This window comes from Psychrobacter sp. ANT206 (assembly GCF_056880555.1).
This window is the reverse complement of sequence record NZ_CP096271.1, coordinates 2,195,944-2,209,257: the sequence shown is the minus strand read 5'-3', so window position 1 is coordinate 2,209,257 and position 13,314 is coordinate 2,195,944. Positions and strand designations below refer to the sequence as shown.

The following is a 13,314-nucleotide window of genomic DNA, read 5'->3' as shown; positions in this document are numbered from 1 at the left end:
AGAGACTTAGTGTCTTTTATAAAAGCGAATCAGCACAGTGATGAGGCGATAAAGGCTGGCAAGCTATCTTCTAAAGTGTAGCATGGGTGACTTCGCATATTAAAGAAGTTAGCGGATTAAGTTAGCGGCAATACCGAGGCGGTTAAGAGCGCGTGAGATTGAAAATTATAGGATAGGGCAAAATTATTGGAATACCTTTTATACGTGAATTGGTAGCGTTTGCTAAAAAAGATATATAATTATGATATCTAAAATATAGGCACTGAAAACATGAATATCGAAAGCGACACCGCCAATCAAATCGCTAATCAAATAGAAATCATCTATGAAGATGAATTTCTGGTGGCGATTAATAAAGAGGCTGGGCTTTTGGTGCATCGCAGTTGGCTGGATAAAGGTGAGACACGCTTTGCCATGCAGCTCACCCGTGATGCGGTAGGTTGCCATGTATTTCCGGTGCATAGGTTAGACAAGCCTACGTCAGGCGTGTTGTTGTTTGCCAAGAGCTCAGCCGTGGCGCGCAGCCTTACGGAGGCTTTTACTGAACACAAAGTGACCAAGCAATATTTAGCTGTGGTGCGTGGCTATATGTCAGAACAAGGCACCGTTGATTATGCGTTGAGCTTTCAGCCCGATGCTATTGCCGATAAGTTTGCTAATTTAGATAAACCTGCTCAAGAGGCGGTAACCCATTGGCAAAGTTTGGCACAAATTGAGTTGCCATTTGCGGTGTCAAAAAAGCATGACACGAGCCGCTATAGTCTAATGCGCTTAACCCCCGAGACCGGACGTAAGCATCAACTGCGTCGGCATATGAGACATTTATTCCATCATATCGTGGGTGATACCAGCCACGGCGACGGACGGCACAATCGATTTTTTCGTACTCAATATGGTTGCGCACGCATGCTACTGCATGCTCAGACTTTAGCGCTCAGCCATCCGGTCACTGGTGAGCCATTGTTACTAAAAGCAGGATTAGACGATCAATGGATGCGCATTATGGAAGAGTTTGCTTGGATAGAGAGTGCCAAAGATTAACCAGCTTAAAGTTTAAGGTTTATCTTCAAAAGTCATATCAAAGAAGTCGATATACAGGTCTTAGTGTAGTTAGCGGGTTTTAAAATAATAAAGACCGAAAATACGGGTGCTGCAACCGAAGGTTCAGGTTTAGGTTCATAGTGAGGACTTGAACTGACATTTGCTGTCAAATTCGTAGGCAGTAACCTGGAAGATTACCATTTCAAAAATGCTCATTTGCAGTAATAACTTCACCAGTTTTTTCAACCTCTTAACTCAAATCGCTATTTGGACTGTTTCCAAATAATCGTTTATATTCTCGGCTAAATTGGCTGGGGCTTTCATAGCCTACTTGCATGGCAATCTGTGATATTTGAAAGTCATTGGTTAGGATCAGACGCCTCGCTTCCATTAATCGTAATTTTTTTTGATACTGTAGCGGACTCAACTGTGTAATCTCTTTAAAGTGTTGGTGAAAACCTGAGATACTCATACCACATCTGCTCGCCAAGTCTCCAATCACTACAGGTTCGTCTAAATGCGCTTTTAGCCAATCGGTTGCTTGTGCAATACGGTGAGTATGACTGCCATTGATGACCAGTTGTCGCAACTTATTCCCTTGTTGTGCCGAGAGCATGCGATAATAAATTTCTTGCTGTATTAAAGAAGATAAAAAATCAGTATCATTTGGATAATCAAGTAAGTTTACCAATCGCTCAAATGCTTGCATTATAGCGTCATCTAATTGCCATTTTATTCCCAAATTACCTTCTTTTACTTGTTGTTGAGGCGGTATTCTAGCGAGCACTTCTTGAATCATCACAAGATTTAATTTCATTGATAAAACGATGACAGGATGGTCTGACGAAGCATGCTTAATATGCATACTTAAAGGAATATCGACAGGGCAAAACATCAGGCTGCTATTGTCAAATTTTTGGCAATCTTTTCCTAAGTAAATCTCGCGCTCGCCTTGTAGGACGATACAGATGCTAGGCTCTTGAATATAGCTGACGGTTTTACTTGGTCTGTCAGCGCAATAGAAAAATAAGCTTGGAATAGTAGATTCGATCGTTTTATTTTTGGGTAATAGTCTAAGTAATTGTTCAATGGTTTTTGTCTGCATGATGTTTTTCTTATTTTTAGGTTTGCTTGATAATATAAATTTTTGGATAATTAGGCAAGAGTTTCGTAGGACTGTTCTAACGAATTGTTGGTTGCGCATCTATAATAATCCTATCACGACGCATCAAGTCTGATTTCAATCATATTCAATAAATCTAAATAAGGAACGCATAATGAAAATATTTTATAAAACTCGTGCTACAGCAACTGGTGGTCGTTCTGGACATACAGGTCTTGATGATGGTTCGCTCGGTTTTGATTTGGTATCATTTCAGGAAAAAGATAAAGAGGGGGTGAATCCAGAGCAGCTGTTTGCGATGGGTTACGCTGCGTGTTTTGATAGTGCGCTAAATATGACTGCACAACAAATGAAACTACCGGTAACCGCTTCGAAAACATCTGCTCAAGTTGGTATTGGTATGAAAGCTGATCATAGCTATAACTTAGATATAGAGCTGTCTGTCGAAGTATCTGGTATTGATGAATCGCAAGCACAAACTCTAATCGAGACCGCTCATCAAGTTTGCCCATACTCTAATGCCACTCGTGGCAATGTTGATGTGCGCTTGCATGTTACGGTTGTTTAGATAGCGTTTGTTATTAAAAGCCAATAACTATAAAAAATCATACAACAATAATAAAATTTAAAATTGCTTGGCTACCTAGAGTAGCCAAGCAATTTTTTATGGTACTAAGCAATATAAATACTAAAATTCTTACACAAGCTCCAGTTTATTGTCTTCCACTGACTAAGTTACAATGGCTAGCAGCGATTAATAAATCGACTGTATAAGCACTGGGTACATAAGCTGCCAATTACTTTTAGCTCAGATTAAACTGTTTATGGGCGTCTGCTAGATATATGGTACTGACACTCAAAAGGCAGATAATGACTTTTGATGAAGTAGCGCAGACCAGTAAAGTTAGCAACTAAGGTAAGTAATGATATAATGCTCCGATAATCGATATTTTATAAAGGGTTTACCTTATGGCTCGTACAGCTAGCGCATTACACATTTTAGTAAAAGACAAAGAACAAGCTGAAGATATCCTTGCCAAGCTTAAAAAAGGCAACATGTTTGATGTGTTGGCTAAGAAATACTCAACTTGCCCCTCAGCTAAAAAAGGCGGCAGCTTAGGTGAGTTTAAACAAGGCGATATGGTACCGCCATTTGATAAAATTTGCTTCAGCGGCGAACTCCTCACTCCACACTTAGTGAAAACCAAATTTGGCTGGCATGTGGTTAAAGTGCTTTACAGAACGTAAGAGTTAGAGTCGAAGCTTTGATTGATATCAATCTAGTATTTTCCGGTACATCCCATATTGCCCTAATAAAAAAAGCCTCAGTCTTTAGACTGGGGCTTTCTTAATGTTTGATAGGCATAAGCAGACTCGAACTGCTGATAATACCCTATATCGTTCAAGGTAGATTAACCAAATATCATAATACGACAATATCTTATATGTATTGATTTTATTAGCCTACAGAATCGATTCTATAGGCTGTTTTTTATGTGTCATCGATATTGTACATGGCTATGCATTATAAGGTTTAAAAGTGATAACGCTATTTACTTTTTACCATATTCATAGTATTTCGATCACCTATCACATTTATCACAAGTTGACACTGCGCTACAGCCACACTTCGGGCTAGTTACAACTAGCGCTATAACGTATCGCTGGTATCAATGAGTTCACTCTATCTTTAGACGTTACTTTCATGATAAGTCTTCGTCTGTGATGACTCATTCAGTCTGTCACTACTCCCTAATTAAGACAATAATACCGCAATCAGTGATTTTATTGTTGGATGCATCACAATAGATAGTGCTCTTGGACATAGGTCACACATAGCTCATAAAACGCTTGAGCGGGCGGGGAAATAGATTTGTCAGCCAGTTTAAAGATGCCGATTTGTCTGTTTAAAGAAGGGTCAAGTAAGTTTATCCAAACCAGCTTGGGTTCATTGGAAGGAAAGGCGAGTTTTGGTAGGGTGGTGATACCAAGATCGTTTCTTAACAATGAGAACAGTGAGGTGATATTTTCTACTGTGTAGCGAGCTTTGCGGTTGAGCACTTCTGCGGGTGTGTTCTCGAGTAATCGACAGGTGCCATTATAAATAAAAGGCTCTGCCATGAGTTGTTGCCATTTTAGCCCTTGAGAGTGACGTGATTCATGATTCAGCGCATTACTTTTAAGACAAACCACACCGATAGGGTCTGATATAAGTGGGGTAAAATCAATATCTGTTTGATTGATACTCGTACAGTTACCTAACGCCAAATCTACTTCGCCCGTGAGCAGCCGGTTTGCAACGCCAACCGCGTTATCATCTATCAAAACAATTTCAATATCAGGATATTTCTTTGAATAGGCGACCAATACACTAGGCAGTAGCTTAGTCACCAGTGATGGTACGCTAGCAATTCTTATCTTCCCTTTATCGCCTGCTGCGGTCGCTCTTAAGTCCTCTTCAAACGCTTGATAAACACTGATGAACTGCTGAATCTTTGGCAAACAACTTTCTCCAAACGGTGTCAGTGTTGCTTTATTGCCACTTTCGAATAAACGCTGCTCCAGTGTTTTTTCCAGCTCTTTTATAGAGGCGGATAATGCGGCCTGTGTTCTATTGGCGCGGTTAGCTGCCACACGAAAACCCCCTTCTTCTACCACAAACAAAAAATGTCGTAACTGTTGTAGTTTCATAATCGTTAGTGCCTTTGTGCTTGCTGCTGTTGATCAGGTACTATTTATTATAGCGATAGATTAAATCTATCATATTTAATATTTAATTAGTTAGATTTGTCATTATTTATTGCGTAGGATAATCAATAACACAGAAATTGCTAAACCATTCATTCAAAGGATATGACGATATGACGACTCCCTCAACCAAACAAGCGGTTCAGACTTCACTTTATGCCTCAAAAGCACCTCTTGAATGGGCAGTCACGAGTAATGGCACATTATACACCGCGCAGATTCCTATTGATGAAAACGGTGATGTGGTCGCAGGTGGTATCGAAGCCCAAACTCGGCAAACCCTTGATAATTTAAAGCATACTTTAGAATGTGCCAATGTAGGCATGGACTCAGTGTTACAGGTACTCATTTATGTTACTGATCGTGAATATCTAAAAACGGTCAATCAAGTCTATGCAGAATATTTTACAGCACCCTATCCAAATCGCGCGGCTTTAGTGATAGCAGGACTTGCTCGTGAAGAGATGTTGGTTGAGCTAGTCGTATACGCGAACGTACCATAGTTTTTCACTATATTTATACAGCTCTTTAAATCATTTTATCACTTGAATTTTAATAAACTGAGGACGCCACTATGTCAGCTCAAAACACACAAAAAGTATTACAGCAAGACCCACAGCAATCACTTTATATCAATGGTGAATGGCAAGCGGGTAGCGATACCATTGCTAATATTAACCCATCTGATATCACCGAAACTATCGGCGAGTTCGCCCAAGCCAGTAGCGATCAAGTCAAGGACGCTATTGCTGCTGCCCGCCAAGCGCAGCCAAAGTGGGAGGCAACGCCGTTAGAGAAGAAGCAATCTATTCTGCAGGCAATTGGCGATGAGATGATTGCCCGTTGCGATGAATTAGGTACTTTGTTGTCACGTGAAGAAGGCAAGCCATTTGCGGAAGGTCGCGGTGAGATTTATCGTGCAGGTCAGTTCTTCCATTATTATGCCGCTGAGGTGTTGCGTCAAATGGGCGATACTGCGGATTCAGTACGTCCAGGGGTTAAAGTAGAAGTCACTCGTGAAGCAGTCGGTGTCGTCGCTATTATCTCTCCTTGGAACTTCCCAACCGCAACTGCTGTGTGGAAAATAGCCCCAGCTTTAGCATTTGGCAATAGTGTCATTTGGAAGCCTGCCAATTTAACACCAGCCAGTGCGGTCGCCTTAGCTGAAATCATTCATCGTCAAGGGTTGCCTGAAGGCACATTCAACTTGGTATTGGGTGGCGGCTCATCAGTTGGCGATGCACTCATTAATTCAAAAGATATTGATGCAGTTAGCTTCACAGGTTCTGTGCCAACCGGTCGTAAAGTTGCTGCGGCAACCGCGCCAAACTTTGTCCGTTGCCAGCTTGAGATGGGTAGTAAGAATGCCTTGGTTATCGCTGATGATGCCGATTTACAAGTCGCGATTGATGCGGCGGTTGCTGGTGCGTTTGGGGGTTCAGGACAAAAATGTACGGCATCTTCACGCTTGATCGTCATGGATGGCATTCATGATGCTTTCGTCGATGGTGTCATTGCAAAAATGAAAACCCTAAAAGTTGGTCATGCGCTTGATGACGGTATCTTTATGGGTCCTGTGGTTGATGATAAGCAACTTGCATCCAACCTAGACTGGATTGAAAAGGCCAAGCAAGCCGGTGCCAATTTAGCCTTTGGTGGTGAGCGCCTATCAATGCCGCATGATGGCTATTATATGTCGCCTACCTTGTTTACTGAGACTGATAACAGCTGGGATATCAATCAAGAAGAGGTGTTTGCGCCCCTAGCTTGTGTCATGCGCGTCAAAAATTTGGAAGAAGCGATTGCGATGACTAATGATACTCGCTTTGGTCTAACCGGCGGTATCATTACCCAAAGCTTGCGTAATAGTGCGATGTTCAAAGAGCAAGTACAAGCAGGTTGCGTCATGGTCAATCTAGCCACTGCTGGTACGGACTATCATGTACCGTTTGGTGGTCGTAAAGAGTCTAGCTTTGGCCCGCGTGAACAAGGTCAGTACGCTAAAGAGTTTTATACTATTGTTAAAACGGCTTATCAAAAGGCTTATTAAGAGTCAGTTAATGACAGGTGCTAATAGTGATGTGTGGCTGGTAAAGATTCTCCTGCCACAATGCATTCGTAAAAGTATAAAAGGAATTAACCATGTATCAAGACCATATCGTCATTGACGGCTTACAGTATAGCCATTGGGATCGTGACTATTTCAAAATGCTGCAAGCCAGCGGTATCAATGCGGTACATGCCACCTTGGTTTATCACGAGGATTCGCGGCAGACAATGACACGCTTTGCAGAATGGCATGCACGCTTTGAGCAAAACTCAGATCTTATCTTGCCGGTGTATTCAGTCACTGATATTGCGATGGCAAAGCAGCAAGGTAAAGTCGGTATCCTTTTTGGCGCGCAAAATTGTTCACCGATTGATGATGAAATTGGTCTTATCAGCGTGATGCGCCGCTTAGGACTACTGATCATGCAGCTGACGTATAATAACCAAAGCCTACTAGCAACCGGTTGTTATGAGAAGAATGATAGTGGCATTACGCGCTTTGGCCAGCAGGCGATAGCAGAGATGAATCGAGTTGGGATGATTATTGATATGTCGCATAGCGCAGAGCGTTCAACGCTTGAAGCGATCGAGCATTCTACGCGCCCGATATGTATCAGTCATGCCAATCCAACGGCTGCACACGATGCGTTGCGTAATAAATCTGATACCGTTATTAGTGCCTTAACCAAAGCAGGCGGGCTGTTAGGTTTTAGCCTATATCCGTTTCATTTGCCGAATGGCAGTGATTGTACGCTCAATGATTTTTGCAGCATGGTTGCTGATTGTGCTGATAAATATGGGGTTGATCATTTAGCGATAGGCAGTGATTTGTGCCTAAATCAACCGCAAGCGGTACTTGAATGGATGCGCAATGGACGCTGGTCAAAGGCAATGGATTATGGCGAAGGCAATGCCAACAATTCAGGTTGGCCGGATACTTTGCCATGGTTTGCAGGCAAGGATGGGATGGAGAATATTTATAACGGTCTGCTCAAACATGGCTTTAATGATGCTGATGCTGGAAAAATCATTGGACAAAACTGGTTTAATTTTCTTGAAAGTGGCATTAAGCCTTTAGTATAAATGCTAGGCACAGATGTAGCTTTCTAAAATGCTGGCTAAAACTCAAATTCACGAGCATGAAAGTCACAAGCATTAAAGTATAGATGGGTAAGACGGTTTAGATAAAACGCCAATTTAAATGACGCAACATTATCATATGGAATTACATCATGGCTGATTTAAAAGGATTTAACAGTAAGCGACATGAGCAAGGACGCTCTCACGAAACCGATAAGATAGCGGATAATGTAATGCATGTAGAGACTCCATCAGATACTTTAGGGCTAAAAAACCCAGCATTTTGGTACAGTGGCGGCTTTATTATTGCCTTTGTTCTCATGGCCATCTTTGCCGAAGAGCGCTTGGCAAAATTAATCAATATCGGATTTTCTTGGTCGGCAACGGTCTTTGGTCCTTTTTGGCAAATATTATTGTTAGCGACCTTTGTGATTGCACTAGCAGTCGGCGCAGGTCGCACGGGACGCGTCATTTTAGGTAATCTAGCGAAGCCTGAGATGGACGGTTTTAAATGGATGGCGATTTTATTCTGTACGCTGCTCGCTGGCGGCGGCGTCTTTTGGGCAGCCGCTGAACCTATCGCTCATTTCGTTAGCGCACCGCCACTTTATGGCGAATCTGCTGATATCCAACAACGCGCTTTCAATGCGCTATCTCAGTCCTTTATGCATTGGGGATTTCTAGCTTGGTCAATTGTCGGTAGCTTGACGGCTATTGTGGTGATGCATCTACATTATGATAAAGGCTTGCCGCTGAAACCGCGTACGCTTTTATACCCTATGTTTGGTGAGCGCGTGCTTACAGGTCATACGGGCGCAATTATCGACGCTTGCTGTATTGTCGCGGTTGCTGCCGGTACGATCGGTCCTATTGGATTTTTGGGATTACAAACCAGCTATGCGTTGAATACGCTGTTTGGTATTCCTGATACCTTTACTACCCAACTTATCATTATCATCTTTGCTATTGCACTTTATACGCTCTCAGCCATTAGTGGTCTTGCTCGAGGTATGCAGCTGCTCAGTCGCTTTAATGTCATATTGGCCTTTGGTCTGATGGTCTTTATTTTGATGTTTGGTCCTACCAAATTTATTGTTAATGGGTATATTCAAGGTGTTGGCACCATGGTGCAAAACTTTATCCCGATGGCAACCTATCGCGGTGATGAAGCTTGGCTTGGTGGTTGGACGGTTTTCTTTTGGGGCTGGTTTTTGGGTTATGGCCCGATGATGGCAATATTTATCGCTCGTATCTCACGCGGTCGCACGATTCGTGAATTGATTACGACCGTGTGCATTTTGGCGCCATTGGTTACCTGCTTTTGGTTCACGGTCATCGGCGGTTCGGGTCTTGCGTTTGAGATTGCCAATCCTGGTAGTGTGAGTACAGCATTTGAAGGCTTTAATCTTCCTGGAGCACTGCTTGCCATCACTCAGCAGCTGCCATTTCCTTTGATTACTTCCTTATTGTTTATCATTCTAACCATGGTTTTCATTGTTACTACTGGTGATTCGATGACCTATACCATCAGTGTCGTGATCAGTGGTGAGAGAGAGCCAAATGCTATCATTCGCACCTTTTGGGGCGTGATGATGGGGGTGACGGCGATTGTTCTTATCTCGCTTGGTGCAGGCGGCGTGACAGCGTTGCAATCCTTTATTGTCATTACGGCGGTGCCTGTCTCCTTTGTTTTGCTGCCATCATTATGGAATGGACCAAAAATTGCGCAGCAGATGGCAAGGGATCAAGATCTTTATCGCCCTAATAGCGTGGAAACTGCTCATCAACTCATCGAAGAGCAGCTTGTCGAAAAAAGTATTGGTAAAGAAGTTGATTAGATAGCGCTTTGTTATCGCTGATAGTTTATTTGCTCATAAAAACTGCAAATCTACAGTATTAAAAGGTGGTTGGTTCAACACATTATTGAAGGTGATAGTTATATGGAACATACTTTGCCAAACAACGATAGGCTAGATGCAGTCAGCTTCCGTACACCCGATGTGGTGATGCATTCTGAACGACTCGGCGCTATGCACCAAACGCGTATTAGCTTCGTCCGTACGTTATTGCGCAAAATCGACAAAGAGCATTGGACATTAAGCAAGCATCTGTGGGATTTAGATAATGACGGCTATGGACAGGTCATTTATCGTTTACAAACCCCTGAGCACGTTTATCATCTGGTGGTGTTTTGCAATCAGATTGCTGATGAAGAACGTAATGATCGTGTCATTGCGCAAAAATGGGATGTCACCTTTGCCCTCGTTTATGGAGAGATAGGAGACGAGCTACTTGCAAACCTAAAAGCCAATGTGCCATTACAAGAAGCGGGTCGTAACTCCAACATGGTGATGGTGCTGGCACGTGCCAATAAAAGCGTTCGGGTTTTTGATCATATTGTCAGCTCACTTGCTGAAGGTCAGCAGCCTGATTTGGACGTACTTGCGCAAGTGGGTTATATACTGCGTACCACGGCAGTTTATGGCAATGGCAAATTTGGTATTTATGACTTTAAACCGCTAGATCACAGCGAGGATTTTAATCAATCTTTTCGTGCCCAGATGTGTGCGGTGTATCTCATTCGAGAATTTAGCCTTGACTGGGTCGATTACTTGGCTCAGAAAAAGGGCGGTGATAAAGCGGTCAGCTTGCATCCTGAGATTAAGCAGTATCTGGGCATAGGTAATGCGACTGGTCTTGGCATGGCGCCTTATCTCATTAATCATCCTTGTGTCGTTGATCAATGGCTGAGTGCGCGTGAAGGCGCGCTACAAGCGGTGTTGGTCTGTGATATTGAAGATGATCGTAATAATAAAATCCAGCAGCTTTCACATTTAATGAAGCGCGCTATCCAGCATTTCTCTGAAGTGGTCACTATCAATGAGCCGCAAATTCTACTGAATAGTACCGTCGTTGATGAGCTGAATAAGCTACAAAACAACTTTACGAGCGAGATTGAAGGATGTGTTACGTGGGCTGATTTTTTACAGCGTCAGGCGTACCTTAGTTTTGAGAGCCAAGAGGTCATTACCTCTTGTCTGATGGAGCTGTATCCTGAGCTTGTTGATGCGTTTGCAGGGCAAGCCAATGCTGATGAAACCATGTCGCTGCCCGGTGGCAAAGTCGTACAAGATTTGATTGACGTATTAGAAGCGCGTTATCAATGGGCGATAAGTATTGATTTTGAGGCAGAAGATAATGTCTATTGGTTCTGGTATCGCTCAGAAGATAAAGAAGAGCCAAGAATGGGTGTGCGTGGACAAGAGCGTGGCGATGATAAGGAATTCCTGTTAGATATTGGTAGGCAGGCGAACACTTTATATCTGGCATTACAACAAGCGGATCCACAGCAACTGTTATCAGAATTTATCTTAAAGCAACCAAAGTATCGTTCTATTGCTCGGCGCGTCTGGACAATGGGACATAAAAAGATGGGCGATATTCAGATTAATGTGCTGCAAAAAACGGCATTACCAATGCATTTGTTACGCTGTAAATTGTCTATGTTTGGCGCGACTAAGTTCGATCCAAGATCAGATCGCTGGGTGCGTGTCACGCTATTCCAAGGTGCGCCTTTGTTTGCTGAAGTACACAGCGATGAGTGGCTGTTTCCTTTGTTACCAAATTTATCTGTACCGAAAAGAGGGTTAACCCATGATCGTATCGCATAACGAAATAGTGACCATGGTGAATAAAGCTTTTCTGGGTATGCAACGTGAAGTAGGCGAAGCTGACCTTATTGCTTCCATGGTAGCTGAGCTGCAAATGGCAGGTCTAAACGGTATTTTGCATTTTAATAATGCCAGTCCTTTTATTTTGTCTGAACGTGATGTTGCGATTGATATCATCTATCAAGGCGAGGGTGAAGTCAGATTAGATTTGCATGGGAGCAGTTTGGTCTGTCATTTACCGGCAGTAATGGATTATGTGATTGAAAAGATGGGCAGTCGAAATCATTTTAAAGTATATTTACAGAATTGTCATAACCGCTGGCTGGCTTATAGTGAGCTTGCAAAATTGGCGGCAAAAGGCATTGCTTGTTTGGCGAAGTGGGACAATGGTAGCGCACCCAAGCATACGATATTTACTTTAGATAAAAGATTTGTCTATCCTGATCTGTATTTTTTTAATGAAGCGCAGGCAAATTATAATACCAATGACATGGTCATTGAGCTATCAACGGCCAACTTTGATATTGAACAGGATATTAAGTGTTTTGATCGTAAACTATCAACAGATGAGTTGTATAAAACCCATCAAAGGGCATGGAAAGAAGGTATTTATGTTGATGATGGGCAGTGGGCAACTCTGAAAAAAAGCGCTGCAGCAATATTGGTCGAAAACAGTGAGGCTTCAAGTAAGGGGGCAGGAGGTATATAGGCTATAGAGCAAGCATTCATTGCTGCTCAAACGACCATAGATGAAATTATAATCTGTAACACAATGAAAAATAGCTCCTAACTAGGAGCTATTTTTCATCAGATAATACCATTAAATGTATGCTAATTAACGACGGTTTTGAACATATACGACTTTAGGTGCAGGTTTATGGTGTTGAGCCACAACTCTCTTATGTGCAACCTTCTTATTTGCAACTTTTTTAACTATTACTTTCTGAGGAGCTTTATGTTGCTTTGGATGGGTAACATGATGTTTTGCAACATGCGGCGCGGGTGCAGCACTTGCTTGACCAATCATAGCAAAACAAACGGTAGCAGCTACAATAACGCTTATCATTGTATTTTTCATTATCATTTCCTTCCAAATTCGTATTCAAACATGAATTATTGATTGAGAAGCAAGATTTACCATCAAACAAAATGTCTTGATGAAGCCTTACTCTGTCGACAAAGGAAATGATAAAGGATTATGACGTTGCGTAGCTTTATGAAACTTGACGAAAGGTTACGACTGTTACTAACTGCTCCAATTTTCTTTAGAGATACGACATTCTTGTATTTTGACTGGTACTGATAGAGCTAACTAGGTGATTGTAAGGTTCTTGTTGACACTGGCAATATCGTTATTATGGTTGAGCAAGATATGCAGGTTGCCATAAGTAGCGAGTGGATTATTGATATCGGTCAGGGCGCTGGTGATGAAGGTGGGAAAATTGTAGCACAAGGATCACCTGAACAAGTAGCGCAGTCGGAAATTAGTCGAACTGCGCCCATTATGGGTTCGTAGTTCAAATTACCAAAATCTCATGGTTCCGAAAAATACAACAGCAATAACTGAATGTAGTTAACAGTTAACATTTAATCTATAGACTA

At 42.2% G+C, this 13,314-nt stretch carries 13 protein-coding genes; 10 read left to right on the top strand and 3 right to left on the bottom strand.

What is annotated here, in order from left to right; all coding sequences use genetic code 11:
• Positions 1-270: 270 nt before the first annotated feature.
• Positions 271-1,041 (top strand): tRNA pseudouridine(65) synthase TruC, encoded by a 771-nt coding sequence (gene truC, locus M0221_RS09145; RefSeq protein ID WP_483283630.1) that lies wholly within the window; start codon positions 271-273, stop codon positions 1,039-1,041.
• Positions 1,042-1,291: 250 nt separating this feature from the next.
• Here the strand turns inward: truC and M0221_RS09140 are convergent, their stop codons facing one another.
• Entirely contained in the window at positions 1,292-2,146 is an 855-nt protein-coding gene (locus tag M0221_RS09140) for an AraC family transcriptional regulator (RefSeq protein ID WP_483283629.1), read from the bottom strand.
• A gap of 172 nt (positions 2,147-2,318) precedes the next feature.
• On the opposite strand from M0221_RS09140, the gene M0221_RS09135 reads away from it, so the two are divergent.
• Positions 2,319-2,732 (top strand): organic hydroperoxide resistance protein, encoded by a 414-nt coding sequence (locus M0221_RS09135; protein WP_483283628.1) that lies wholly within the window; start codon positions 2,319-2,321, stop codon positions 2,730-2,732.
• A gap of 401 nt (positions 2,733-3,133) precedes the next feature.
• On the top strand, positions 3,134-3,412 hold the full coding sequence (locus M0221_RS09130) for a peptidylprolyl isomerase (RefSeq protein WP_011514138.1): 279 nt from the start codon (positions 3,134-3,136) through the stop codon (positions 3,410-3,412).
• Positions 3,413-3,964: 552 nt separating this feature from the next.
• Here the strand turns inward: M0221_RS09130 and M0221_RS09125 are convergent.
• On the bottom strand, positions 3,965-4,855 hold the full coding sequence (locus tag M0221_RS09125; protein ID WP_483283627.1) for a LysR family transcriptional regulator: 891 nt from the start codon (positions 4,853-4,855) through the stop codon (positions 3,965-3,967).
• A 170-nt stretch (positions 4,856-5,025) separates the two neighbouring features.
• On the opposite strand from M0221_RS09125, the gene M0221_RS09120 reads away from it, so the two are divergent.
• From M0221_RS09120 to M0221_RS09095, 6 genes are all read left to right on the top strand, one after another.
• Complete coding sequence (locus M0221_RS09120) at positions 5,026-5,415, top strand: RidA family protein (RefSeq protein WP_011514136.1); 390 nt, start codon at positions 5,026-5,028, stop codon at positions 5,413-5,415.
• Positions 5,416-5,486: 71 nt separating this feature from the next.
• Positions 5,487-6,962, top strand: a complete 1,476-nt coding sequence (locus tag M0221_RS09115) for an aldehyde dehydrogenase family protein (RefSeq protein WP_483283626.1) — start codon at positions 5,487-5,489, stop codon at positions 6,960-6,962.
• Between the two features lie 92 nt (positions 6,963-7,054).
• Positions 7,055-8,044 carry a membrane dipeptidase gene (locus tag M0221_RS09110; RefSeq protein WP_263241763.1) on the top strand — a complete coding sequence of 330 codons (990 nt, stop codon included), beginning with the start codon at positions 7,055-7,057 and terminating at the stop codon, positions 8,042-8,044.
• Between the two features lie 149 nt (positions 8,045-8,193).
• Positions 8,194-9,879 (top strand): BCCT family transporter, encoded by a 1,686-nt coding sequence (locus M0221_RS09105; protein ID WP_483283625.1) that lies wholly within the window; start codon positions 8,194-8,196, stop codon positions 9,877-9,879.
• 102 nt (positions 9,880-9,981) lie between these two features.
• Entirely contained in the window at positions 9,982-11,712 is a 1,731-nt protein-coding gene (locus tag M0221_RS09100; protein ID WP_011514132.1) for a hypothetical protein, read from the top strand.
• Entirely contained in the window at positions 11,696-12,421 is a 726-nt protein-coding gene (locus M0221_RS09095; protein ID WP_483283624.1) for a DUF3726 domain-containing protein, read from the top strand. The genes M0221_RS09100 and M0221_RS09095 overlap by 17 nt, the downstream gene beginning before the upstream one ends.
• Positions 12,422-12,547: 126 nt before the next feature.
• Here M0221_RS09095 and M0221_RS09090 read toward each other — a convergent pair whose 3' ends face one another.
• Positions 12,548-12,790 (bottom strand): hypothetical protein, encoded by a 243-nt coding sequence (locus M0221_RS09090; protein ID WP_483283623.1) that lies wholly within the window; start codon positions 12,788-12,790, stop codon positions 12,548-12,550.
• Between the two features lie 294 nt (positions 12,791-13,084).
• Between M0221_RS09090 and M0221_RS09085 the strand changes: the two genes are divergently transcribed.
• Positions 13,085-13,228: a hypothetical protein gene (locus M0221_RS09085; RefSeq protein ID WP_262498151.1), complete on the top strand. Its 144-nt coding sequence runs from the start codon at positions 13,085-13,087 to the stop codon at positions 13,226-13,228.
• Positions 13,229-13,314 lie beyond the last annotated feature (86 nt).